The sequence below is a fragment of the Microbacterium saccharophilum genome (assembly GCF_007992455.1).
In the GTDB taxonomy this organism is placed as follows: Bacteria; Actinomycetota; Actinomycetes; order Actinomycetales; family Microbacteriaceae; genus Microbacterium; species Microbacterium saccharophilum.
This window is the reverse complement of sequence record NZ_BKAH01000002.1, coordinates 129226-153592: the sequence shown is the minus strand read 5'-3', so window position 1 is coordinate 153592 and position 24367 is coordinate 129226. Positions and strand designations below refer to the sequence as shown.

The following is a 24367-nucleotide window of genomic DNA, read 5'->3' as shown; positions in this document are numbered from 1 at the left end:
TCACTCTAGACGGATTCGGCGTGATGCGACACTGGACCATGCGGATCCTTCTGAAGCTCGTCCTCGACTGCGACGCGGATGCCGCGTGGCGGGCGCTGCACTCCCCCCGGGCCGTCGCCGAGCTGTACGCACCCCTGCTGGGCATGCAGCCGCTCGAGGCGCACCCGGCGACGTCGATGACGGTCGGCGCCGACGTGCCCGTGCAGCTGACGTTCGCCGGCGCCATCCCGGTCGGCCGGCAGCTCATCCACGTGAGCGAGCGCTACACGGAGGACGCGCGCGGCCCCGTCCGGATCCTGCGGGACAGCGGCATCCCGCTCACCGGACCGCTGGCCGCGCTGGATGTCTGGGACCACCAGATGGCCGTCTCCCCGGCCCCGGGCGACCCGACCAAGACTCTGTGGCGCGACCGGCTCGTCGTCGGCGGTGCCGCGGCGCTGCCGCTCTGGCCCGTGCTGTGGGCGACGTGGCAGTGGCGCGGCGCGCGGCTGCGGCAGGTGGCGCCGTCCTGGGCGCACGACCCCGAGCCCGCCGCGCACGGCGACGGGGATGCCGCGGCCTGACCGCAGCATCCCCGCCCCGCCCGATCAGATCACTCGGCCAGCGCCTCCACCGGTGCGGCGCGCGTCGCGAGGCGCGTCGGCGTGACGGCGGCCACGAGCGTGAGCACGGCCGTCGCCACGACGACGACGAGCAACGGGACCCACGGCATCCCCGGCGGGACGAACGTCGGCGACGCCCAGTCCGGCGGGATCGGGATCGACCCGAACAGCGACTGCGCCGCCGCCCACCCGTACGCGACGCCCAGCGCCAGCCCGAAGACGAGCGCCGTGACCGTCACGTGCGCGGCCTCGAACAGCACGACCCGCCGCACCTGCGCGGACGTGAGCCCGAGCGCGCGGAGCAGGCCGAGCTCACGACGGCGCTGCACGATCCCGATCGTCAGGAGGTTGACGAGGCCGACGGCCGCGATGACGGCGGAGACCGCGACGAGCCCCATCATGACAGCGGCGAACGTGTCGAGGAGCTGCCCGAGGTCGGCGGGCAGCGCACCGCCGCCGGAGGCCGCCACGACGATCTTCACCGACTCGTTCGCGACGGCGAACATCGTCACGAGGGCGACGCCCATGACGACGCCGATGGCCATGCGGCTCGAGCGCTCCGGGTAGCGGAGGGCGTTCTCCGCGGCCAGTCGCGCGGGGACGGACCGGCCGAAGAGGCGGCCGGTCAGGCGCAGCAGCGGAGGCATGACGAGGACGGCGCCGAGCGTGAGTCCCGTGAAGGACGCGAGGCCGCCGAAGAACGCGACGATCACGCCGAACGGGCTGATCATGCCGACCACGATGCCGAGCGCCAGCAGCGCGGCACCGACGGCGAAGAGCGCGATCGCGACGACGGTGCGACCGCGGGTCGCGGAGACCTCCTCGTGCGTGCGCTCGACGGAGCCGGAGAGCGCCTGCAGCGGTGTCACCGACAGGACGCGGCGCGAGCCCGCCCAGGCGGCGGCCCACGTGGTGAGCGCGACGATCGCCGCGGGGATCAGGAGGAGCGGCTGCACGACGGTGTAGGCGACCTCGATGCCCAGGAGCCGCGAGCCGATCGCGAGCAGCCCCCACGCCGCGAACGTGCCGCCGAGGAGGCCGACGAGTCCGCCGATCGCGCCGACCACGAGCCCCTGCCGGGCGATCTCAGCGCGCTGGGACCGGGCGGACGCGCCGATGAGGCGGAGGAGGGCGATGCGGCGCGTGCGGCCGGCGACGATCGTCGCGAAGGTGTTCGCCGTGACGATCGCGGCGACGTACACGGCGACACCGACGAGCAGGGCGCTCAGGATGCCGACGACGACGGCCACCGTCTCGCCCCCGCCGATGTACGGGTCGGCTTTCAGCCAGGCGCCGAGGAAGCCCGTGACGCTGATGAGCAGCACGCCGAACGCGGCGGAGATCGCCGCCACGAGGACGGTGGCGCCCATGCCGCGTTCCCGCAGCCAGACCGGCACGGCCGCCGGCATCCGCCGGCTCGGCGCCGCGACGGTGACGGCGGTCACGCGGGCACCTCTTCGGCGGCGAGCATGTGAGCCGAGATCGCCTCGGCGGTCTGGGCGGTCTTGTCGGCGACGATGCGCCCGTCGCCGAGGAAGAGGACGCGGTCCGCGTACGCGGCGGCGACCGGGTCGTGCGTCACCATCGCGATGGACTGGCCGTGCTCGCGGCTCGCGGCGGCGAGCAGCGCGAGCACCTCGCGGCCCGAGCGGGAGTCGAGGTTCCCCGTCGGCTCGTCGGCGAAGACGAGGTCGGGCGCGGTCGCGAGCGCCCGCGCGATCGCCACCCGCTGCTGCTGGCCGCCGGAGAGCTCGTGCGGGCGGTGCGTCAGGCGAGGGCCGAGGCCGAGCGAGGCGATGAGACCGTCGATGCGCGAGCGCTCGAGGGCGCTGGGCTCCCGGCCGTCGAGGGCGAAGGGCAGCAGGATGTTGCCGAGCGCGTCGAGGGTCGGGACGAGGTTGAACGACTGGAACACGAACCCGACGCGGCGTCGGCGCAGGATCGTCAGCTCGAGGTCGGAGAGGCCGGTGATGTCGGTGTCCCCGATCCACGCGCGGCCCCCGGTGGGCGCGTCCAGGCCCGCCATGATGTGCATGAGGGTGGATTTGCCGGAGCCGGAGGGCCCCATGATCGCGGTGAACTCGCCGCGGCGGATGCCGACGGTCACGCCGTCGAGGGCGCGGACGGCGGACTCGCCCGTCCCGTAGGTCTTGGTCAGCTGCTGCACCCGGGCAGCCAGGCCCAGGTCGGTCGATGTGATCTCCATGTCTCCGACGCTACGAAGACACCGGGTGCGGGCGCGTCCGCCCGCAGTCGCGCGGGCGTACATCGGAAGGATGATCCCGGGGCCGTCACCGGTCGCGGTCAGGCGAGCCCGTGCTCGAACGCGAAGACGACGAGCTGCACGCGGTCGCGGAGCGCGAGCTTCGTGAGGATGCGGCTGATGTGCGTCTTGACGGTCGCCTCGGACAGGAACTCCCTCGCCGCGATCTCCGCGTTCGAGAGCCCCCGGGCGGCGAGCGCGAAGATCTCGCGCTCGCGGTCGGTGAGTGTCGCGAAGCTGGCGGGGACCGGTGCGGCCGCGGACTGCGGGAACTGGGCGAACAGCTCGCGGGTCGCGGCGGCGGCGATCACCGCCGAGCCGGCGTGCACCGTCCGGATCGCGGCGAGGAGGAACTCGGGGTCGGCGTCCTTGAGCAGGAATCCGCTCGCCCCCTGCCGGATCGCCCGGGCTGCCGCCTCATCCAGGTCGAACGTCGTCAGCATGACGATGCGCGGCGGACTGTCGCCGAACGAGGCGTCCTGCAGCAGCTCGGCCGTCGCGGCGAGGCCGTCCATGACCGGCATCCGGATGTCCATGAGGACGACATCGGGGCGCGTCGCGCGCACGACGCGCAGGGCCTCGGCGCCGTCGCCCGCCTCCCCCACGACCACCAGGTCGGGCTGGGAGTCGATGACCATGCGGATGCCCGCCCGGAACAGCGCCTGGTCGTCGACGAGGACGACGCGGATGGGGGCGCTCACGCGGCGGTTCCGATCGGCAGGGTCGCCCGGACGATGAAGGCGGCGCCGTCGATGCCGGCGTCGAAGGTGCCCCCGACGAGCTGCGCGCGTTCGCGCATACCGATGAGGCCGTGCCCGCGCGGCTGATCATCGGCGCGGGCCGCTGCGGCGGGGTTGACGGCGCGGAGTTCCACCCGGTCAGGATGCCATGCCAGCGACACCTCGACGGGGCCGTCGCCGCCGTGGCGCAGCGCGTTGGTGAGGGCCTCCTGCAGGATGCGGTAGACGGCGAGCTGCACGGATGCCGGCGGGTCGGCGCGCGGCGCGGGGTCGACGTCGACGCGCAGGTCGACGCCCGCGCCCCGGACGTGCGCGTACAGCTGCTCGAGGTCGGCGAGGGTCGGCTGGGGGCCGTCGGCCTGGCTGTGCCGCAGCTGCGTGAGCAGCATCCGCACGTCCGAGAGGGCGGCGCGGGCGGTGGCCGAGATCGTCCCCAGCGCGGCCGTCGCGGCGTTCGGGTCGGCGGCCGCGGCATACCGGGCGCCGTCGGCCTGGGCGATGACGACGGCGAGGGAGTGCGCGACGACGTCGTGCATGTCACGGGCGATGCGGGTGCGTTCGGCCTCGGTCGCGGCGGCGGTCTCGGCGCGCTCCTGCGCGCGCCGCGTCTCGCGGGCACGCACGCCGGTCCGGACGAGTGCGCCGATCGTCCAGGCCAGGCCGAGGCCGAACAGTGCGGCGATGAGCACCGCGAAGGCCGTCGTGACGGAGGACAGGCTGAACCCGCCGCCGCCGAAGACCGGGAGGAAGACGTACAGCGTGATGACGGCCGCGCCGACGATGACCGACGCGAAGCCCGCCCAGAACACCCGCCGGGACCCGTAGGCCGCCGTGACGTAGAGGACGGCGAAGATCGCGAGGTCGACGTAGCCCGGCGTGCGGCCGAAGGCCATCTGGATCACGGCACCCGCCCACGCGATGCCGAGCGCCAGTCCGGGCGACAGCCGGCGCACCGCGAGCGCCCCGGACATGGCGACGACGACCAGGGTCGTCCCGAGTCCGTTGAACGAGAGGGACGGGTCGACGCGCAGCTCGATGGGCAGCGCGACGACGGCGAACAGGCCCGCGAGGGCGAGGTCGACGACGAGCTGGTATCTGCGGATCGGGCGGAGCACGCCTCGACGCTACGCGAGCGCCGGGCCCGCCGGCATCCGCCGGGAGATGTATCCCGGACCCGTGTGCGCGCTCAGCGGGTGAGGGCCGGCTCGATGGGGCGGTTCTCGAAGAAGGTCTGCAGCACGACGGTCGTGCGGGTGCTCACGGATGCCGCCTGGCGGATGTCGCGGATCAGGACCTCGAGGTCCCGCGGGGCGGCCACCCGCACGAACAGCATGTAGCTGGCGGCGCCGGCGATCGAGTGGCACGCCTCGATGGCGTCGAGGTGCTCGAGCATCTCCGGCGCGTTGTCGGGCTGGGCAGGGTCGAGGGGCGTGATCTCGATGAAGGCGGCGAGCGGGCGGCCCACGGCGTCCGGGTCGACGACGGCGCGGTAGCCGCGGATGGCGCCCCGCGCCTCCAGGCGGCGCAGTCGGGTCTGCACGGCGGAGACCGACAGCCCCACGGCGGCCGAGAGATGCGCGAGCGTCGCCCGCCCGTCGCGCGAGACCTCCCGCACGATCTGGACGTCGATCTCGTCGTCGAGGTGCCCCGTCTCGGCGTGGGGCTGGTCCGGGGTGCTCACCGGGCCAGGTTACCGGAAATCTTCCTGTCTGCGGATTTCTCCGGCGGAAGAAGTCCCGTAGAATCTCGGGAACCGCGAGCGACGAACGGAGGACTCATGACCATCAGCCACGCCCCCGCAACGGAGCAGGCCGTCATCGGCGAGCCCGAGGTCGTCGAGGACGCCCGTTCCCTCGCCGGCCACCCCGCGTGGCTGTCGCTGAAGTCCGCCGCCACCGCGCTGCAGGCCCTGCAGGCGCAGGACGGCTCGGTCGCCGACCCCGTCGATCGTCCCGCCGCGCGGCGGCTCGTCGCCGACATCACCGGCGCGATCGACGAACTCGCCCCGCACGTCCCGCACGACGCCGCCTATCTCGCCGCGTCGGTGCGCGACTTCGACCGCTGGGCGGAGGGCGATTTCGGTGTGCCCGACTTCCTCGACTCCCTCTCGGCGTTCCAGCCGCAGGAGCACCGCATCGACGGCCTGCCGCATCTCGTCGTGTTCCCGATGTACACGCAGAACGGGTCGCGGAACCGGTTCGTGGAGGCGGTGCTCGTCGAGGTCATCTGGCCGGAGTTCATCGCCCGGCTCGAGACGGAGTACACGAACCGCCTGTTCGTCTCGCTGCGGCTCATCGACTTCACGCCCGGGTACGACACCAACTCGGCCGTGCTCTTCCCGGAGACGGTCGCGATGCGCGAGATCCCGACGTTCACGTGGGGGGCGATCTTCCAGGACCGCGAGGCCGCCCGCTACCGCCGCGTCGTGCGCGCGGCGTCCGGGATCACGAAGCTCGACCTGCCGGCCGGCGCCGCGCGGATGCTGGAGGATCAGACGCTCGCGGAGAAGACGTTCGTGATGTGGGACCTCATCCACGACCGCACGCACATGCGCGGCGACCTGCCGTTCGACCCGTTCATGATCAAGCAGCGGATGCCGTACTTCCTGTACTCGCTGGAGGAGCTGCGCTGCGATCTGACGGCGTTCCGGGAGTGCGTCGCGATCGAGCAGCGCCTCGCCGCGCGCGAGGACCCGACGGCGACCGAGCGCGAGATGCTCGAGCACGCGGGTCTCGTGCAGTACGCCGTGATCTTCGACCGGATCTTCCGCTTCGCCATCACGGGCGCACGCGTGCGCAACTACGACGCCGTCGGCGGTCAGCTGCTGTTCGCCTGGCTGCACCGGCGCGGCGTGCTGCACTGGACCGACACGGCGCTCGCCTTCGACTGGGACGAGGTCCCGGCCGCCGTCGTCGCACTCGCCGACGAGATCGATGCCCTCTACTGGGAGTCGATCGACCGGCCGAAGGTCGCGCACTGGCTCGCGGCGTACGACCTCGTCCGCGCCACCCTCACCCCGCACCCCGCCTCGGCGTGGGCGCGCGGCCTCCCGGATGAGGTGCTCACGGGAGCTCCGAAGGGGTACACCGACGCAGTGCTGGACGACGAGTTCCCGCTGTCGATGTTCTTCGAGGCGCTGGAGAAGAAGATGCGGCCGATCATCGAATCGACCGCGGGCATCCGGGGAACGGATGCCTGACTCCCCCCGCGGTGTCGCGGGGCGGACCGTGCTGGTGGCGGGGGCCACGAGCACGAGCGGAGCGGCCGCATGCCGCGTCCTGGCGGGGGCCGGGGCGCGGGTGATCGCGGTCGGCCGCGACCCGGAGAAGCTGGCGGCGCTCGCCCTGGGGGCGGCGAGCGCCGCCGGCGACCTCGCGCCGCCGGTGTGCGTGGAGCGGTGCGACCTCGACGACGAGGGGGAGGTCGCGGGGCTGGCGGAGCGGCTGCGGGCGGACGGCGTTCGGGCCGACGGCATCCTGCACCTGGTCGGCGGCTGGCGCGGCGGCGGGGGCCTGGCCGGCCAGAGCGACGAGGACTACCGGTTCCTCGAGCGCGGGCTCACCGCGCTCCGCCACGTCACACGCGCCTTCGACGCCGACCTGCGGGCCTCGGATGCGGCACGCCTCGCGATCGTCTCGTCCACCGCCGTGGCGCGTCCCCTCGCGGGCGGCGCCAACTACGCCGCGGTCAAGGCCGCCTCCGAGGCGTGGACGCGGGCCGTCGCGCAGGGGTTCGCCAAGGCCGCACGCGACGAGCAGGCTCCCCTGCGGGCGGCCGCCGTCGTCTTCCGCGCGAAGGCGCTCGCCGGTCTCGAGGACGACCTCGCCGAACGCTTCGCCGCGCTGTGGGACGCGGATGCCGCGAGCGTCAACGACACGATCCGCACGCTCGGTCAGGACTGACCGCCACCACCGCCGCCGGCGACGCCGCCCATCGCTTCGCGGGACGACGCCGGCGGGCCGGTCTCCCCGCCGGCCGGCGCGGATCCCGGCGCCTCGGCGTACTCCGCGGAGAGCACGCGGTAGGACCTCGTGAGGAACGCCAGCGCGCCGAAGACGATCATGATCAGGCCGGCGAAGAGGAACACGAGGGCGATGCCGCGGGCTTCGCCCTCGCCGAGGAGCCAGCCCCAGGCGTCGGACCCGGCGTCGCTGCGCATGTACGGGATGACCCAGAACTGCGCGATCGGCGCGATCAGGAACGACGTGATGGGCGCCGCGGAGACCTCCAGCGCGGTCGCCGCGCCGAACACCCGGCCCTGCTTCTCGAACGGCACGACCTTCTGGATGACGGTCTGCTCGGCGGCCTCGGCCGCCGGCACGAGTGCCATGTACATCCAGATCCCGACCGCGTAGAGCCAGCCCCATTCGCGGATCGTGAAGAGCGCGCCCAGGGCGCCCATGGCGATGACGACGACGAGGAGGGTGCGGATGGGGTTCCGGCCGAGGCCCTTGGCGGCGATGATGCCGCCGCCGACGAGGAAGCCGGTCGATCCGATGGCGAGGACGACGCCCCACCACTCGACGGGGAACAGCGTCAGCCCGTACGGGTCCATGAGCGCCATGTAGACGCCGCCGATGAGGTTGTTGAACGTCGAGAAGATGATCAGCGCGAACAGTCCCGGCACGGCGCGGATCGCGAGGGCGGCCCCGCGCACGTCGACGGCCTTCGCCGTCCCGTCCCGCTCCGGCTGGTCCTCGGGGACGCGGATCGTGAGCAGGTGCAGCAGCGCCAGCGCCGTCATGACGATGGCGATGACGAGCGTCCACCCCATGCCGAGGAGCCCGATCGACAAGCCGGAGAAGACGCTCGTCACGAGGAACGCGAGACCCTGGACCGTGCCGACGAGGCCGTTCGCATTGGCATGCCGTTCGACGGGGATCAGCAGCGTCACCGTGGTCGACAGCGCGATGTTCCGGAGGTTCTCGACGACGGCACCGGCGAGGATGATGCCCGAGAACAGCCAGAACCACGGGCCGCCGAGGTCGAGCAGCGCCGACTCGGGCTGGGCGAGGTACAGGGCGCCGGCGATCAGGAACGCCGCGAGCGTCGCGAGGGCGGAGACCACCATGACCCGGTGCTTCCGGTGCCGGTCGACGAGGGTGCCGAAGACCATGCCGAAGATCGCGAGGAGGAGCATGTACGCCCCGCCGATGATGCCGGTCGCGAGGACCGACTCGGTCTCGATGTAGACCCAGAACGTCAGCGCGAACCACAGGAAGCTGGTCGTGACGTTGGCGGCGGCCGTGTTGACCAGGACGTGCAGGAACGTCCGCTCACCCCCGGGCGGGGCCAGGCGCGAGGCGCCGGCGGTCGCGTCGGCCGCGGCGGCGGGATCGATGTCGGGACGGAGATCGTCGGACATACCGCGAGGGTACGCGCCGGCACCGACATCGGCGAGGGGGGATCGGCGAGGGGGCGGGCCCCGAGAACTAGGCTGGATGCTCGTGAGCACCCTCCACGACACCGCCGTCCGCGGCTTCGCCTCCGACAACTACTCCGGCGTGCACCCCGAGATCCTCGCCGCGATCGGCGCCGCGAACGACGGACACCAGATCGCCTACGGCGAGGACGCGTACACCGCCCGGCTGCAGGAGGTCTTCGCGCAGCACTTCGGCGAGGGCGTCCAGGCGTTCCCGGTCTTCAACGGCACCGGCGCCAACGTGACGGGTCTGCAGTCGATGCTCCCCCGGTGGGGCGCCGTGGTCGCGGCATACACCGCCCACATCAACGTGGACGAGGGCGGCGCTCCGGAGCGCGTGGCCGGCATCAAGATCCTGAACGTCCCCACCGACGACGGGAAGCTCACCCCCGAGCTCATCGACCGCGAGGCCTGGGGCTGGGGCGACGAGCACCGCGCGCAGCCGCTCGTCGTGTCGATCACGCAGTCCACCGAGCTCGGCACCCTCTACACGCCGGACGAGATCCGCGCGATCGCCGACCACGCCCACGGCCTCGGGATGCGCGTCCATCTGGACGGCGCCCGCATCTCCAACGCCGCCGCCGCCCTCGACCTCCCGCTGCGGGCCTTCACGCGCGACGTCGGCGTCGACGTGCTGAGCTTCGGCGGCACGAAGAACGGCGCGCTCGGCGCCGAGGCGGTCGTCGTGCTCGAGCCGGCGGCATCCGAAGGCCTGATCTTCCTGCGGAAGCTCAACATGCAGCTGTCCTCCAAGATGCGCTTCGTCTCGGCGCAGCTCATCGCGCTGCTGGAGGGCGACCTGTACCTGCGCAACGCCCGGCACTCCAACGCGATGGCGGCCCGCCTGCGCGCCGAGGTGGAGGCCGGCATCGCGGACGGCTCGATCCGCGGCGTCGCTTTCACGCAGCCGACGCAGTCCAACGGCGTCTTCGCGACGCTGCCCGACGGGGTGGCCGACGCCCTGCGCGAGAGCTTCCGCTTCTACGACTGGGATGCCGCGCGCAACGAGGTGCGCTGGATGTGCTCGTTCGACACGCACGCCGACGACGTGGACGCGTTCGTCGCGGAGCTGTCGCGCCTCACGACCGCCTGACCGCGCCCTCCGCCGGACACCGCGACGCTCCGCCAAATCTATTCATTGGAATAGATATCTCTTCTTCCTCGTTGTCGTCTGTGATCGCCGACCCCGGGTCGGACCATCGACAGAGAGGAAGATCATGACTCGTTACGAAGGCCGCGTCGCACTCATCACCGGAGGCGCGAGCGGAATCGGCAAGGAGACCGCGAAGCGCATCGCCGCCGAGGGCGGGACGGTCGTGATCGCCGACCTGCAGGATGACGCCGGCGCTGCCGTCGTCACTGAGATCCAGTCCCACGGCGGGTCGGCGTCCTTCGTCCACCTCGACGTCACGAGCGAAGACGGCTGGGCCTCCGCGGTGGCCACGGTCCTCGATCGGCACGGGCGCCTGGACGTCCTCGTCAACAACGCCGGCATCGGCGACACCGAGCCGCTCGAAGTCACCACCTCGCAGACGTGGGACAAGGTCGTCGCCGTCACGCAGACGAGCGTCTTCCTCGGGATGAAGGCCGCCGCCGCCGCGCTGAAGGCCAGCGGGAACGGCGCGGTCGTCAACATCAGCTCGATGTACGGCATCGTCGGCTCGGGCGTGAGCCCCGCGTATCACGCCGCGAAGGGCGCCGTGCGACTGCTCACCAAGACCACCGCGCTCGGCTGGGCGAAGGAGGGCGTCCGCGTCAACTCCGTGCACCCCGGATTCATCGACACGCCCATCCTCGGCGAGACCGACCGCGACGCGCTCATCGCCGGCACCCCGATGGGGCGCCTCGGACGCCCCGAGGAGATCGCCGCCCTCATCGCGTTCGTCGCCAGCGACGATGCCAGCTTCGCGACGGGCGCGGAGTTCGTCGCCGACGGCGGATACACCGCCGGCTGATCGACGTCATCCGCGGCGCCGGGTCCCTCGCGGGCTCGGCGCCGCGTCATGACCGGCGTCAGACCGGCGTCGGCTCGCCCTCGGCGTCCGCGGTGCCCGCTGCGGCGTCGCCGTCCCGGCCGGACTCCCCCTGGATCTCCGCGACCGTGTCGGCGAGTTCGACGGCAACCGCCTCCTCGACGGAGACGACCGCCTCGATCGCGGCGGCGTCCTCCGCGGACAGCGCCTCGGCGCCGCCGAGGACGTCGGTGCGCATGAGCTCCCTGACCTCGGCCATGAAGCTCGTCAGCTGATGCTGCTGCCAGCGCAGCGCACGCGTGCGGTCCTCCGCATCCCGGAGCACAGCCTGCGAGTGGTTCGTGACGGTGTCGATGATCTTCTGCGACTTCACCCGCGCGCGCTCGAGCGTCTCCCGGGCGCGCGCCGCGGCATCCGCTTCGATCTGCTGGGCCTGCGCCCGCATCAGCCGCTCGAAGTCGTCGGCCTTCCCTGCGACGCGCTGTGCGTGCTCGAGCGAGGCGGCGACCTGGTCGTTTGCGTCCTGCGTGATGCGCTCGGCGTGCGCGACCGCCTGGTTGTGCAGGACGAGGAACTCCTGCTGCGCGTCGTCCTGCCGGCGGGTGAGCGACTCCTCGAACTCGAGGGCGCGCACGCGCAGCTGCCGGACGGCCTCCTCGGCTTCGGCCCGCGTGCGCTCGGCCTCGCGCGCCGTCATCGACCGCAGCGCCGCCGCGCCCTTCTCGGCCTCGGTGCGGATCGCCGCCGCCTCCCGCTCCGCCTGGGCGACCTTCTCGGCCGCGTGCGTCCGCTCGCGCTCGAGCTGCGCCTCATGCGCGGTCAGCTCGGTGTCGATGCGCAGCCGCGCCTGCTGGGCGTCGTGCTCCGCGCGGGCGACGATCGCCTCGGCGTCGGCCTGCGCCTCCGCGCGGCGGGCCAGGATCTCCTCGTGCGCGGCGGCCAGCAGGCGCTCGGCCTGGACCGTCGCGTTCCGGATCAGCACGCCTGCCTGCTCCTCGGCGACGTGGAGCACCTCTTCGAACCGCTGCCGCGCGACCGACTCGCCGCCGGTGGCGAGCAGCTCGTCGCTGAGCGTCTGCACCCGGTCCTCCGCGGTGGCCGCCTGGGCCGTGAGCAGTGCGACCTGCTCCTCGAGCTCCTCGATCCGCCGCGCCCCCGCGCCGGCCGTGAGGGTCACCCGGTGGTGCGCGTCCTTCAGGCGTGCGACCTCGTCGGCCTGCGCCGCCTGCCGCCGCGTGAGGTCGGCGATCGCGGCATCCACCTCGTCCTTGTCGTAGCCGCGGAAGCCGGTCGTGAACGAGGCGGCGGAGCCGGCGCCGAGCAGCTGATCGAACGCGGAGGGGTCGTCGGTGGGGGTCTGGTCGCTCACGGGTCTCCGATGTGTCGCGCGGTCGCAGGCAGCATCGCGGCATCGGACGGACCGGGTGCGTCGCGGGGGGAGGAGCGACCGGGGAAGGCCGGTGCGGGTGTCACCGGTGAATCGAGAATAGTGCTCGCGGGGGCCGGCGCACGACCCCCGACACGCCCGCCGGCGCCCCGCGCCCGGACGGGGGCGGAGGCCGCCGTGCGGACGCGGCTCAGCGCAGGGCGCCGACCGAGGCGAGGGCCAGGCGGACGAGGGTCGAGCGGCCACCCTCCATCTCGGCGGCGAGGGCGTCCGAGCAGGCTTCCTCCGGCGTCATCCAGGTGACCTCGAGGGCGTCCTGCCGGGGCTCGCACGTACCCGTGACGGGGACCACGAACGCGAGCGAGACGGCGTGCTGCCGGTCGTCGTGGAAGGCGCTCACGCCGGGGATCGGGAAGTACTCCGCGACGGTGAAGGGCACCGGCTGGGGCGGGAGGAGCGGGAAGGCCATCGGCCCCAGGTCGTTCTCGAGGTGGCGGAACAGGGCGTCGCGCACCGGCTCGCCGTAGCGGACGCGGCCGCTGACGATCGACCGGGTGATCTCCCCGACGGGGGTCGCGCGCAGCAGGATGCCGACCTCGGTCACCGCCCCCATCCCATCGGTGCGGACCGGGACGGCCTCCACGTAGAGCATGGGCAGGCGGCGGCGCGCCTCGGCGAGTTCGATGTCGGAGAGCCACGCGGGGTTCCGCGCCGCGCCCCGGCCGCCCGAGCCGAACGACCCTTCGCCGCCGGGGTGCCCGGGACGGTCGAACGTCGAGTCGAGTCCGCGCAGCGGGTCACGCGGCTCGCCGTCGTCGTCGCGCTCGTTCGGATCGGGATCGGGGGTGCGGACGGCCATGCCTCATGTATACCCCGAACCCCGTCGGGGCGGCGGCGCCGTCGGACCTCCCTGCGAAGATGGATGCCATGGTCTCCCCCTCCGCGCTGGATCCCACGGCGGTGCTGTGGTCTGCCGAGCCCGCCGAGCGGGAGGGCCGGCCCCTGCTCGTGCTGCTGCACGGCTACGGCTCGGACGAACGCGACCTGTTCGGCCTCGTGCCGTACCTGCCGGACCGGTTCGTCGTCGCGGCCGTACGGGCACCGCTGCCGCCGCCGTTCCCCCTGCCCGGGTACTCCTGGTATCCGATCGACGGGCTCGACGGGCGCGACCCCACCCAGGTCACGATCGCCGCCGAGGTGCTGCTGGGCTGGCTGGACGGCGTCGCCGAGGGTCGTCCGGTGGGCCTGCTCGGGTTCTCCCAGGGCGCCGCGGTCGCGCTGCAGGCGCTGCGGCTGCGACCCCGGGGCATCGCCTTCGCCGTGAACCTCTCCGGGTATGTCACGCCCGGAGCGCTCGACACGGATGCCGAGCTCGCCGAGGTGCGCCCGCCGGTGTTCTGGGGGCGCGGCTCGCACGATGAGACGATCCCGCTCGCGCTCGTCGAGCACACCGTGGACTGGCTGCCCGGGCGGGTGGACCTGAGCGGCCGCGTGTACCCCGGCCTGACGCACAGCGTCTCGGAGGACGAGCTGCGCGACGTGCGGGTGTTCCTCGACAAGCAGCTCGAGCGCATCGAGAGCTGACCGGCCCGCCCTTGACAGCGGATGCCGGGTGGCATAGCGTTTCCGAGTTCTCGTCCCCGAGTGTGAGGAAGACCGTTGAAGGGTATCGACGCCACCGCGCTGTGAATCCGCGCTGAGCCGTCCCCTCCTCCGAGGTCCCGATGTGTTCGCGCCCCATCCGCGCTGACACGTCGACCCGCCGTCCACCTCCCGGGATCCCCGGCCCTTCGGCATCCCCGTGTCAGTGCACCCACCGACACGGAGACACCATGCCCACCACCCTCACCTCCGCGGTCACGCTCGACCGCCTCACCTTCACCTGGCCGGACGGCACCGTCGCCCTGCGCGGGCTGTCCGGCGCGTTCGGCGCGGGACGCACGGGCCTCGTCGGCCGGAACGGCTCCGGCAAGACGACGCTGCTGAAGCTCATCGCGGGAGCGCTCGAGCCGACCGGCGGAACGCTCGCCCGCGTCGGCGCCGTCGATCTGCTGCCGCAGCAGCTCACCCTCGACGTCGGTCTGCGGGTCGCCGAGGCGCTCGGGGTCGCGCGGGCGCTCGACGCGGTGCGGGCCATCGAATCGGGGGACGTCGACCCGCGCCACTTCGACGCGGTCGGCGACGACTGGGATGTCGAGGCGCGCGCGACCGCCGCCCTCGCCGAGGCGGGCCTGCCCGCCGACGCGCTCGATCGCCGGATCGGCGAGCTCTCCGGCGGTGAGGGCGTGCTCGCGGCCCTCGTCGGCGTCCGACTGCGGGCGGCGCCGATCGCCCTCCTCGACGAACCCACGAACAACCTCGACCGCGACGCGCGGCGGCGCGTGCACGACCTCGTCCGCGCGTGGCGGGGCACCCTCATCGTGGTGAGCCACGACACGGCGCTGCTCGACCTCATGGACGACACGGCGGAGCTGTACGACAACGAGCTCTCGGTCTTCGGCGGCCCGTACACGGCATGGCGCGCATGGCTCGACGCGGAGCAGGCCGCGGCGCGGCAGGCCGAGGCGGCGGCCGCGCAGCTCGTGCGGCGCGAGAAGCGCGACCGCATCCATCAGGAGTCGGTGCTCGCCACCCGCGCGGCGATGGGTCACAAGGCCCAGGTGGAGAAGCGGGTGCCGGGGATCGTCGCGAGCGCCCGCAAGCGCGCAGCGCAGGTCTCCGCGGGGCGGCTGCGGGTCGAGGCGTCCGGGAAGGAGGCCGCGGCCCGGGCGGCGCACGACGCGGCGGAACGGCGCGTCCGCGACGACGACGCGGTCCGCATCGACCTCCCGGACCCTGCGGTCTCGGCGGGCCGGCGCATCGCGACCCTGCGCGACGCGTCACGGTCGTGGATCGTGCAGGGGCCGGAGCGCGTCGCCCTCATCGGACCCAACGGCGCCGGGAAGACGACGCTGCTCGAGCGGCTCGTCGCCTCGGCGGGTCCCGCGGCGGGCGGGGAGGCGGGTCACAACTCCGCCTCAGCACCCGCGGACGCACCGGACGAGGCCGCACGGACCCCGTCCAGGCGGAGTCATGACACACCCGGCCCGTCGGCCGAGGCGCACACCGACCGGATCGGCTACCTGTCGCAGCGGGTCGACGGGCTGGATGACGCGGCCTCCGTGCTCGAGAACGTGCGCACGGCCGCGCCGGGCGTCGGCGACGTCGAGCTGCGGAACCGGCTCGCGCGCTTCCTCATCCGCGGTGACGCCGCGCTCCGGCCGGTGGCGGCGCTCTCCGGCGGCGAACGGTTCCGCGTGGCCCTCGCCCGGCTGCTGCTGGCGGACCCGGCGCCGCAGCTGCTCATCCTCGACGAGCCGACCAACAACCTCGACCTCGACACGGTCGACCAGCTGATCGGCGCGCTGGCGGCCTACCGCGGCGCGGTGCTCGTGGTGAGCCACGACGACGCGTTCCTGCGCCGTCTCGGCGTGGACCGGACGCTGGAGCTGCGGGCGGGGTCGCTGACGGAGGTGAGCCTCGGGTGAGCGGGCCGGGTCAGGCGTAGGGGACGGCCGCGACGACGGTGACGGCGAGCGTCGCGCCGTTCGGCGCCTCGAACGTCACGCTGTCGCCGACCGAGCGGCCGGTGATGGCCGCGCCGAGCGGCGAGGTCGGCGAGTACACGTCGACGTCGAGGCCGGCGTCCTGCCGGACGAGGTCGCGGCTGCCGAGCAGGAACGTCTCCGTGGAGCCGTCGCGCTCGAAGCGGACCGTGACGGTCATGCCGGGCTCGACGAGGCCGTCGTCGGGCTTCGTGCCCACCTCGGCACGGCGGATCAGTTCCCGGACCTCCATGGCCCGGGCGCGGTCGAGGTCGCTGTCGGTGAGGGTCGCGAGCTCGGCCTCGAGCGCGGCGAGGGTCGCGGGGGTCATCCACACGGTCTCGGTCTGGTCCTGCATGGCTGCTTCTCCCTCCCGCCGGCGGTCGACGGCGAATCCCCCACCATAGCCCGGACCGCGCGCGGTCGGGCCGAAACGCACGAAACCGCCCGCCGACGCAACCCCCGCCCGTGTGTCGGCGGCCCGGGGGAAGATGGGGTCATGGCCCATGTTCTCGAGCGGTTCGGTCCCGCCACGCAGGACTGGTTCCGCTCCGCCTTCGCGCGCCCGACCGACGCGCAGACGGGGGCATGGGATGCCATCTCCGCCGGCCGCCATGCGCTCGTCGTCGCGCCGACCGGCTCGGGCAAGACGCTGTCCGCGTTCCTCTGGGCCATCGACCGCATCTTCCACGACAAGGATGCCGCGCCGGCCCCGGTCAAGAAGCAGAAGAGGAAGAAGGAGGACCGGGCGCCGCGCACGCGCGTCCTCTACATCTCGCCGCTGAAGGCCCTCGGCGTCGACGTCGAGCGGAACCTGCGCTCCCCGCTCGTCGGGATCGGGCAGTCCGCGCGGCGGCTGGGCATCGCCGTCCCCGAGGTCACGGTCGGCGTGCGCTCGGGCGACACGACGTCCGCGGATCGCCGGAAGCTCGTCGCCGACCCGCCCGACATCCTCATCACTACCCCCGAGTCGCTGTACCTCATGCTCACCTCGCAGGCCGCCGAGACGCTCCGCGGCATCCACACCGTCATCGTCGACGAGGTGCACGCCGTCGCCGCCACCAAGCGGGGCGCCCACCTGGCGGTCAGTCTCGAGCGGCTCGACGACCTGCTCGAACGGCCCGCGCAGCGCATCGGGCTGTCCGCGACGGTCCGGCCGATCGACGAGGTCGCCCGCTTCCTCGGCGGCGCCGCCCCCGTCGAGATCGTCGCGCCGCGCGCCACGAAGGCGTTCGACCTGTCCGTCGTGGTGCCGATCGACGACATGCTCAACCCTCCGCCGCCGCCCGGTGCCGAATCGGCGCCCCCGGCGACGGACGACGATGGCGATGGCGATGGCGATGGCGACGCCTGGTACACCCCACCGCAGACGACCGAGGTCACCGGCTCGGTGTGGCCGCACGTCGAGGAGGCCATCGTCGACCGCATCCTCGCGCACCGTTCGACGATCGTGTTCTCCAACTCCCGCCGCCTCGCCGAGCGGCTCACCGGCCGCCTCAACGAGATCTATGCGGAGCGGCTCGGCCTCGATCTGCCGGATCCGGCGACACCCGCGGCCATGCGGGCCCACGCAGCGCAGGCCGGCGCGACCGCGGGCGCCGACCCCGTCCTCGCGAAGGCGCACCACGGCTCGGTCTCGAAGGAGCAGCGCGCGATCGTCGAGGACGAGCTGAAATCCGGCGTGCTCCGCTGCGTCGTCGCGACCAGCAGCCTCGAGCTCGGCATCGACATGGGCGCCGTCGACCTCGTCATCCAGGTCGAGGCGCCGCCGTCGGCAGCCTCCGGGCTGCAGCGCGTCGGCCGCGCCGGCCACCAGGTCGGCGAGGTGAGCCGCGCCGCCCTCTTCCCGAAGCACCGTGGCGATGTGCTGCACACCGCCGTCGTGACCGAGCGGATGCTGTCCGGCCAGATCGAGGCGATCTCCGTCCCGCAGAACCCGCTCGACATCCTCGCCCAGCAGACCGTCGCGGCGTGCGCGACCGGGTCGGTCGACGTGGAGGGCTGGTACGAGACCGTCAAGCGCTCGGCGCCGTTCCGCTCCCTCCCCCGCTCCGCGTACGAGGCGACCCTCGACCTGCTCGCCGGGCGCTTCCCGTCCGACGAGTTCGCGGAACTCCGGCCCCGCGTCATCTGGGACCGCGACCAGGGCACCCTCACCGGCCGCCCCGGCGCGCAGCGGATCGCCGTCACGAGCGGCGGCACGATCCCCGACCGCGGCCTCTTCGGCGTCTTCGTCGCCGGCGAGACGCGCAACGCCCGCGTCGGCGAGCTCGACGAGGAGATGGTCTACGAGTCCCGCGTGAACGATGTGTTCACGCTCGGGACGACGAGCTGGCGGATCGTGGAGATCACGCACGACCGGGTCAACGTCCTCCCGGCGTTCGGGCAGCCCGGGAAGCTCCCGTTCTGGCACGGCGACGGCCTCGGCCGTCCCGCGGAACTCGGCGAGGCGCTCGGCAAGTTCTCCCGCGAGGTCTCCGCCGCGACCTCGGAGAAGGCGACGGCGCGACTGCGCGACTCCGGACTCGACGACAACGCGATCGGGAACCTGCTGGCCTACCTCGCGGAGCAGCGCGAGGCCACCGGGAGCCTCCCGACGGACAAGACACTCACCGTCGAGCGGTCCCGCGACGAGGTCGGCGACTGGCGCGTCATCCTGCATTCCCCGTACGGCATGCACGTGCACGCGCCGTGGGCGCTCGCGGTGAACGCGCGCATCCGCGAGCGTCTGGGCGTCGAGGGGTCGGCGGTCGCGAGCGACGACGGCATCATCGCGCGGGTGCCGGATGCCGAGACCGAGCCGCCCGGCGCCGAGCTCTTCGTCTTCGAACCCGACGAGCTGGAGCAGATCGTCACCGACGAGGTGGGCGGGTCCGCGCTCTTCGCCTCGCGGTTCCGGGAGTGCGCCGCCCGCGCCCTCCTCCTGCCCCGGCTGAACCCGAACCGGCGGTCGCCGCTGTGGCAGCAGCGGCAGCGGTCGGCGCAGCTGCTCGAAGTGGCCAAGAAGCACCCCACGTTCCCGATCATCCTGGAGACCCTGCGCGAAGTGCTGCAGGACGTCTACGACCTCCCGGCCCTGCTCCGCATCGCCCGCTCGATCGGCGACCGCCGTATCCGGCTGGTGGAGACGACGACCAGCCAGCCCTCCCCGTTCGCCCGCGACCTGCTGTTCGGCTACGTCGGCGCGTTCATGTACGAGGGAGATTCGCCCCTCGCCGAGCGCCGCGCCGCCGCTCTGTCGGTCGACCCGGCCCTGCTGAGCGAACTCCTCGGCAAGGTGGAGATGCGGGAACTCCTCGACCCCGGCATCATCGCGCAGTTCGAGCGGGAGGTGCAGCGCCTCGACCCCTCGCGGCGCGTGCGCGGGCTCGAGGGCGTGGCCGACCTGCTCCGTCTCCTCGGGCCCCTCGACGCCGCGGAGGTGGCGGCGCGCCTCGAGCCCGACACGACGGCCGTGGACGATCCCGGCGGCGAGCCGGCGGCACGCGCCGCCGACGCCGCGCCGGTCGGGACCGCGCAGGCTCTTCTGGACGACCTCGTCGAAGCCCGCCGCGCCATCCGCGTCACGATCGCCGGCGCCGCCCGCGTCGCGGGCATCGAAGACGCCGGTCGCCTGCGCGACGCGCTCGGCGCAGCGCTGCCGGTCGGCATCCCGACGGCGTTCCTGGAGCCCGTCGTCGACCCGCTCAGCGACCTCGTCGCCCGGCACGCACGCACGCACGGGCCGTTCCGCACCGCCGACGTCGCCGAACGTCTCGGCATCGGCGCCGCCGTCGCCCGCCAGGCGCTGCAGCGTCTCGAGTCGCAGGGGCGGATCGCGAGCGGGTTCTTCCTGCCCGAGCGGTCGGATGCCGGTGGCTCCGACGACCTCGAGTGGTGCGACAGCGAGGTGCTCCGGCGGCTGCGGCTGCGCTCCCTCGCCGCGATCCGCGGCGCCGTGGAACCGGTCTCCCCGGAGGCGTTCGCGCGCTTCCTGCCGGTCTGGCAGCACCTCGCCCGGCCTCTCGACGGGGTGGACGGGGTCCTCGCGACCATCGAGCAGCTGGCCGGGGTGCCGCTGCCGGCGAGCGCGTGGGAGTCGCTCGTGCTGCCCTCGCGGGTCACCGGGTACACGCCCGCCATGCTCGACGAGCTGACCGCGACCGGCGAGGTGCTGTGGTCCGGGCACGGGTCGCTCCCCGGGCGGGACGGCTGGATCGCGCTGCACCCGGCCGACACCACCGCCCTGACCCTCGCCCCACCGGAGGAGGAGCCGACCCCGTTCGAGCAGCGGATCCTCGACGCCCTCGCGGCGGGCGGCGCGTACTTCGCGGCGCAGCTCGTCCCCATGATCGGCGCGGAGAACGAGCAGTCCGTCGTCGAGGCGCTGTGGAACCTCACGTGGGGCGGCCGGGTCACGAACGACACCTTCGCGCCGGTCCGGTCGCTGCTCGGCGGGGGCTCGCAGGCGCACCGTGTCGCGCGCCGCACGCCGCGCAGCCGCATGTTCCGGGGGACGCCGCTGGCGGCCGCACCCCGCACCGCGCCGCAGCGTCCGCCGCTCGTCGGCGGCCGCTGGTCGTTGCTGCCGGCCGCCGAACCCGATCCGGCGCTGCGTGCGGCCGCGGCCGCGAGCCTCCTCCTCGAGCGGTACGGCGTCGTCACGCGCGGCTCCGTGCAGGCCGAGGGGCTCCCGGGCGGGTTCGCGCAGGCGTACCGCGTGCTCGCCGGCTTCGAGGATGCCGGGCACTGCCGCCGCGGGTACTTCATCGAGAAGCTGGGCGCCGCGCAGTTCGCCACCTCGGCCACCGTCGACCGGCTGCGCGAGTTCGCGGCCATCGCCGATCCCGCCCCGCTGCTCGCACGCACGCTCGCGGCGACCGACCCCGCCAACCCCTACGGCGCCGCGCTGCCGTGGCCCGCACTGGACGGCGTCGCGCACCGCCCCGGGCGCAAGGCGGGCGGCCTCGTGGTGCTCGTCGACGGCGCCCTCGTGCTGTACCTCGAACGCGGGGGCCGCTCGGCGCTGGCGTTCACCGACGAGGAGGACGTGCTGACCGCCGCGACCCGCAGCCTCGTCGAGACCGCCCGCGCCCGGCGCCTGGACACCCTCACGATCGAGCAGGTCGGCGGCGCGTTCGTCTACGGCACGCCCGCGGGCCGCGCCCTGCGGGAGGCGGGGTTCGTCGAGTCGGCGCGCGGGCTCACGCTGCGACGCGTGACGGCGGGCGCCCGCGCCGCCGCGGCGGGCCATGCCTGAGGGCGACACCGTCTTCCGGACGGCCCGGAACCTGCACGACGCGCTCGCCGGCGGCGAGGTGACGCGCTTCGACATCCGCGTGCCCGGCAGCGCGACGGCCGACCTCACCGGAGCGCGCGTCCACGAGGTCGTGCCGCGCGGCAAGCACCTCCTCATCCGCGTCGGCGCGCACACGCTGCACTCGCACCTGAAGATGGAGGGCGAATGGCACGTGTACCGGCCCGGAGGACGCTGGCGGAAGCCCGCCTTCCAGGCGCGCGCGATCGTCGGCACGGCCCGTGCCGAGGCGGTCGGCTTCGAACTCGCGATGGTGGAGGTGCTGCCCACCGCCGACGAGGACCGCATCGTCGGCCACCTCGGCCCCGACCCGCTCAGCCCTGACTGGGACGCCGCCGAGGCCGCACGGCGGCTCCACGCCGATGATCGCGCCGTGCACGTCGCGCTCCTGGATCAGCGCAACGTCGCCGGGTTCGGCAACGTCTACGCGAACGAGCTGCTCTTCGTCCGCGGCATCCTGCCCACCACGCCCGCGTCGCAGGTGGACGCGGCGGGCCTCCTGGAGACCGGCGCGCGCATGATCCTCCTCAACCGCGACCGCAGCGGCCGCACCTTCACCGGCGACAACCGGCCCGGCCAGCGGATGTGGGTGTACCGGCGCGAGGGGAAGCCGTGCCGGCGGTGCGGGACGCTCATCCGCGCCGCGCAGCTGGGCGCGAGCGCGACCAGCGAGCGCAACGTGTTCTGGTGCCCGTCCTGCCAGCGCTGACCCCGGCCGCGCGGCCGGCGCGCCGATTCGGCGCGGGGCGCGAGGCGATCCGCAGGATCCGACGTGACTCCTGGGGCGGATGAGCGGTCACTGGCCTCACCAGTCACACCCGATCCTGCCGTTCGCACGGCACCCGGTTCAGCGGCCGATGTAGCGGCCCGGGCGGTGGTTGAGCGCCAGGACGAGGTTCAGCAGTACCGCCCCGGCCGCGCTCATGAGCACGTTCGGCCACGGCACGACGAGCAGTGCGATCAGGATCACGAGGACGTCGAACAGCATGAGGGTCCATCCGGCACGCACGCCCGTGCGCTCCTGGATGAGGAGGCCGACGACGTGGATGCCGCCGACGCTGCCGCCGTGTCGGAACAGGATCAGCATCCCGATGCCGGCCAGCAGATTCCCGGCGAGCGTGCCGTACAGCGGCTGCAGCCGCTCGATCGCGAAGAAGGTCTCGTGGACGAGCGCGAACCCGGACACCAGCGCGATGCAGATGACGGTGCGGATCGTGAAGTCCCAGCCCTTCTTGACCACCGCGAGCACCGCGAACGGGATGTTGATGACGGCGAAGAGCACCCAGAACGGCCACGGTGTCGCATAGCCGAGGAGGAGCGACAGCCCCGCGGTGCCGCCGGTGACGGCCTCCGAGGCGTGCAGCAGGTGCAGTCCCAGAGATGCCGCGAAGGTGCCGGTGAGGATGCCGAGCACATCGTCGGCGAGCGTGTGGGGCGCGGTGGTCCCCTCGAAGACGAGGGAGGGTCCGGTCGTCGTCTCGGAACCGCCGGAAGGATCGCTCATCAGCCCATCCTGACAAATCCCTATGGACCTGCGGAACGGGGGCCCGCGGGGAATGCCCGGCCCCCTGACACGGTTGTCATTCATCTAGGAGGACCAGTGGGCAAGAACTACGTCGACATCGAGAACGACCGGGGCGAGACGCTGCGATACCGCAAGCACGTCAACGGGCGGGGCTTGATCGCGAACGGCGCCAAGGTGCACCCGACCGCGCTCGTCGAACAGGGTGCGTACGTCGAGCCGGGCGTGCAGGTCGCCGCGGGCGCGCACATCGGCCGCGGGGTCTGGATCGAGCCGGATGCCGTCATCGGCCCCGAGGCGGAGATCGCGCCGCACGCGCACATCGGCCCGGGTGCCGCCATCGGCGCGCGCGCCAAGATCGGCGTCCGCGCGTACGTGGGCGCGAACGCCCGCGTGGCGGTCGGCTCCCTGATCCGCGACGACGAGAGCGTCGGCGAGAACGAGCGCGTCGCCACCGATCCGCGCGGCCTGCGCCTGGCGGCCTGACCGCCGGCATCCCCCCGGAACGACGTCACCGGCCGCCGCCAGCATCGGCGGATGGCACGGCGTCCGCACCCTCGCGCAGGCCTCTTCGGCGTGCTCGTGCTCGCGGCCGCGATCCTCTTCGCCGCGTGGATCGCCGTGGAGCGCCGCTCCGGACCGGACGCGGCACCGCCGGACGTCCCCGTCGCGATCCAGACGCCGCCCCGGCCCGCCGACGCCATCGCGATGACGATGGAGTACGCCTACGACGGCGACACCATCCGGGCGCGTCCCGTGGATCGGGCGAAACTCCTCGGGCCGACGGATGCCGTGCGGGTGCGGATCATCGGCATCGACGCCCCGGAGGGGAAGCCCACCCTCGATTGCGGCGCGGATGCGGCGCGCGATCACCTTGCCCGCCTGCTCCTCGAAGGAGCGCGGGTGTGGGCGGCCGTCGAGGCGGAGCCGCAGGACCGGTACGGCCGCCGGCTGCTGCACCTGTGGACCGACGACGGCCGGTTCGTCGCCGGTGAGCTCGTCGCAGCGGGCCAGGCGGCGGCGCTCCGCGTCCCCCCGAACGTGACGCATGCCGCGCTCCTCTCCGCCCTCGAGGCCGACGCGGAGACGGCCGGGCGCGGGCAGTGGTCAGCGTGCCGGTGACGGGGCTCGACGCGGGGGCGGCCCGCGGCTCAGGCGAAGAGCATCAGGACGAAGCCGATGAGCGGCAGCGTGCCCTGGATCAGTGCGGGCCGCAGGTACTTCGCGCCGCTCGTGGTCAGCACGAGCGCGGCGGCGAGCATGGAGCCCAGGCCGAACAGCACGAGCGTCCGGCCCGCGACATCGGCGACCGTTCCCGCTCCGCCCGCCCAGAACAGGGCGAGCCCGATGATGACGCCGATCGCGAGGAACAGGTTGTAGAAGCCCTGGTTGTACGCGAGCGGTCGGGTCGTCTCGGCCGCCGCCTGGTCGGGCACGCCGAACCGCTTCCACACGCGCGGCTGGGTCCACTGGATGCTCTCCATCACGAAGATGTACACGTGCAGCAGAGCGGCCAGGGCCGCGACGACCGTCGCGATGAGGGGCACCATGAGCAGACGATAGCGCGGCTACGCTGAA

At 73.4% G+C, this 24367-nt stretch carries 22 protein-coding genes; 11 read left to right on the top strand and 11 right to left on the bottom strand.

The genetic code is table 11. The features are described from left to right. Window positions 1–38: 38 nt before the first annotated feature. A complete protein-coding gene (locus MSA03_RS02765) occupies window positions 39–563 on the top strand; it encodes a hypothetical protein (protein WP_028496558.1) in 525 nt (174 codons plus the stop codon). Between the two features lie 29 nt (window positions 564–592). Here MSA03_RS02765 and MSA03_RS02760 read toward each other — a convergent pair whose 3' ends face one another. The 5 genes from MSA03_RS02760 to MSA03_RS02740 all read right to left on the bottom strand — a co-directional run bounded on the left by MSA03_RS02760 (window position 593) and on the right by MSA03_RS02740 (window position 5235). Next, entirely contained in the window at window positions 593–2011 is a 1419-nt protein-coding gene (locus tag MSA03_RS02760; RefSeq protein WP_231478702.1) for an FtsX-like permease family protein, read from the bottom strand. A gap of 32 nt (window positions 2012–2043) precedes the next feature. Next, window positions 2044–2808: an ABC transporter ATP-binding protein gene (locus tag MSA03_RS02755; RefSeq protein ID WP_147049556.1), complete on the bottom strand. Its 765-nt coding sequence runs from the start codon at window positions 2806–2808 to the stop codon at window positions 2044–2046. 98 nt (window positions 2809–2906) lie between these two features. Next, the gene (locus MSA03_RS02750) at window positions 2907–3566 is read right to left on the bottom strand and encodes a response regulator (RefSeq protein ID WP_147049555.1); all 660 of its coding nucleotides are present in this window, start codon (window positions 3564–3566) and stop codon (window positions 2907–2909) included. Next, window positions 3563–4720, bottom strand: a complete 1158-nt coding sequence (locus MSA03_RS02745; RefSeq protein ID WP_147049554.1) for a sensor histidine kinase — start codon at window positions 4718–4720, stop codon at window positions 3563–3565. Before MSA03_RS02745 ends, MSA03_RS02750 begins: the two co-directional genes overlap by 4 nt. A gap of 71 nt (window positions 4721–4791) precedes the next feature. Then, window positions 4792–5235 (bottom strand): Lrp/AsnC family transcriptional regulator, encoded by a 444-nt coding sequence (locus tag MSA03_RS02740; protein ID WP_051526342.1) that lies wholly within the window; start codon window positions 5233–5235, stop codon window positions 4792–4794. A 147-nt stretch (window positions 5236–5382) separates the two neighbouring features. On the opposite strand from MSA03_RS02740, the gene MSA03_RS02735 reads away from it, so the two are divergent. Both MSA03_RS02735 and MSA03_RS02730 read left to right on the top strand, forming a co-directional pair. Further along, complete coding sequence (locus tag MSA03_RS02735) at window positions 5383–6804, top strand: DUF6421 family protein (RefSeq protein WP_147049553.1); 1422 nt, start codon at window positions 5383–5385, stop codon at window positions 6802–6804. After that, window positions 6797–7507 (top strand): SDR family NAD(P)-dependent oxidoreductase, encoded by a 711-nt coding sequence (locus MSA03_RS02730; RefSeq protein WP_051526301.1) that lies wholly within the window; start codon window positions 6797–6799, stop codon window positions 7505–7507. Before MSA03_RS02735 ends, MSA03_RS02730 begins: the two co-directional genes overlap by 8 nt. Here the strand turns inward: MSA03_RS02730 and MSA03_RS02725 are convergent. Continuing rightward, window positions 7498–8970, bottom strand: a complete 1473-nt coding sequence (locus MSA03_RS02725; RefSeq protein ID WP_147049552.1) for an MFS transporter — start codon at window positions 8968–8970, stop codon at window positions 7498–7500. The two genes, MSA03_RS02730 and MSA03_RS02725, sit on opposite strands and share 10 nt — an antisense overlap. 82 nt (window positions 8971–9052) lie before the next feature. Here MSA03_RS02725 and MSA03_RS02720 point away from each other — a divergent pair, with 82 nt between their 5' ends. Together MSA03_RS02720 and MSA03_RS02715 are read left to right on the top strand one after the other, a co-directional pair. Continuing rightward, window positions 9053–10120 carry a threonine aldolase family protein gene (locus tag MSA03_RS02720; RefSeq protein WP_147049551.1) on the top strand — a complete coding sequence of 356 codons (1068 nt, stop codon included), beginning with the start codon at window positions 9053–9055 and terminating at the stop codon, window positions 10118–10120. Window positions 10121–10244: 124 nt separating this feature from the next. Beyond that, a complete protein-coding gene (locus MSA03_RS02715) occupies window positions 10245–10982 on the top strand; it encodes an SDR family NAD(P)-dependent oxidoreductase (RefSeq protein WP_028496566.1) in 738 nt (245 codons plus the stop codon). A gap of 58 nt (window positions 10983–11040) precedes the next feature. On the opposite strand, the gene MSA03_RS02710 is transcribed toward MSA03_RS02715, so the two are convergent. Next, window positions 11041–12369 (bottom strand): DivIVA domain-containing protein, encoded by a 1329-nt coding sequence (locus tag MSA03_RS02710; protein WP_147049550.1) that lies wholly within the window; start codon window positions 12367–12369, stop codon window positions 11041–11043. A gap of 208 nt (window positions 12370–12577) precedes the next feature. Then, window positions 12578–13246 carry an NUDIX hydrolase family protein gene (locus MSA03_RS02705; protein ID WP_028496568.1) on the bottom strand — a complete coding sequence of 223 codons (669 nt, stop codon included), beginning with the start codon at window positions 13244–13246 and terminating at the stop codon, window positions 12578–12580. Between the two features lie 68 nt (window positions 13247–13314). On the opposite strand from MSA03_RS02705, the gene MSA03_RS02700 reads away from it, so the two are divergent. Both MSA03_RS02700 and MSA03_RS02695 read left to right on the top strand, forming a co-directional pair. Then, complete coding sequence (locus tag MSA03_RS02700; RefSeq protein ID WP_028496569.1) at window positions 13315–13971, top strand: alpha/beta hydrolase; 657 nt, start codon at window positions 13315–13317, stop codon at window positions 13969–13971. A gap of 248 nt (window positions 13972–14219) precedes the next feature. Further along, entirely contained in the window at window positions 14220–15914 is a 1695-nt protein-coding gene (locus MSA03_RS02695) for an ABC-F family ATP-binding cassette domain-containing protein (protein ID WP_028496570.1), read from the top strand. 10 nt (window positions 15915–15924) lie between these two features. Here the strand turns inward: MSA03_RS02695 and MSA03_RS02690 are convergent, their stop codons facing one another. Continuing rightward, entirely contained in the window at window positions 15925–16329 is a 405-nt protein-coding gene (locus tag MSA03_RS02690) for a GreA/GreB family elongation factor (RefSeq protein ID WP_028496571.1), read from the bottom strand. Between the two features lie 141 nt (window positions 16330–16470). Between MSA03_RS02690 and MSA03_RS02685 the strand changes: the two genes are divergently transcribed. Both MSA03_RS02685 and MSA03_RS02680 read left to right on the top strand, forming a co-directional pair. After that, complete coding sequence (locus MSA03_RS02685) at window positions 16471–21210, top strand: ATP-dependent helicase (RefSeq protein WP_147049549.1); 4740 nt, start codon at window positions 16471–16473, stop codon at window positions 21208–21210. Further along, entirely contained in the window at window positions 21203–21976 is a 774-nt protein-coding gene (locus tag MSA03_RS02680) for a DNA-formamidopyrimidine glycosylase family protein (protein WP_147049548.1), read from the top strand. Before MSA03_RS02685 ends, MSA03_RS02680 begins: the two co-directional genes overlap by 8 nt. A 138-nt stretch (window positions 21977–22114) precedes the next feature. Here the strand turns inward: MSA03_RS02680 and MSA03_RS02675 are convergent, their stop codons facing one another. After that, window positions 22115–22771: a YitT family protein gene (locus MSA03_RS02675; protein WP_028496573.1), complete on the bottom strand. Its 657-nt coding sequence runs from the start codon at window positions 22769–22771 to the stop codon at window positions 22115–22117. Between the two features lie 96 nt (window positions 22772–22867). Here MSA03_RS02675 and MSA03_RS02670 point away from each other — a divergent pair, with 96 nt between their 5' ends. Both MSA03_RS02670 and MSA03_RS02665 read left to right on the top strand, forming a co-directional pair. Further along, window positions 22868–23275 (top strand): transferase, encoded by a 408-nt coding sequence (locus MSA03_RS02670; RefSeq protein ID WP_028496574.1) that lies wholly within the window; start codon window positions 22868–22870, stop codon window positions 23273–23275. Between the two features lie 51 nt (window positions 23276–23326). Then, the gene (locus MSA03_RS02665; protein ID WP_147049547.1) at window positions 23327–23911 is read left to right on the top strand and encodes a thermonuclease family protein; all 585 of its coding nucleotides are present in this window, start codon (window positions 23327–23329) and stop codon (window positions 23909–23911) included. A 29-nt stretch (window positions 23912–23940) separates the two neighbouring features. Here the strand turns inward: MSA03_RS02665 and MSA03_RS02660 are convergent, their stop codons facing one another. Further along, window positions 23941–24339: a DUF1304 domain-containing protein gene (locus tag MSA03_RS02660; protein WP_276523358.1), complete on the bottom strand. Its 399-nt coding sequence runs from the start codon at window positions 24337–24339 to the stop codon at window positions 23941–23943. Between the last annotated feature and the right edge of the window lie 28 nt (window positions 24340–24367).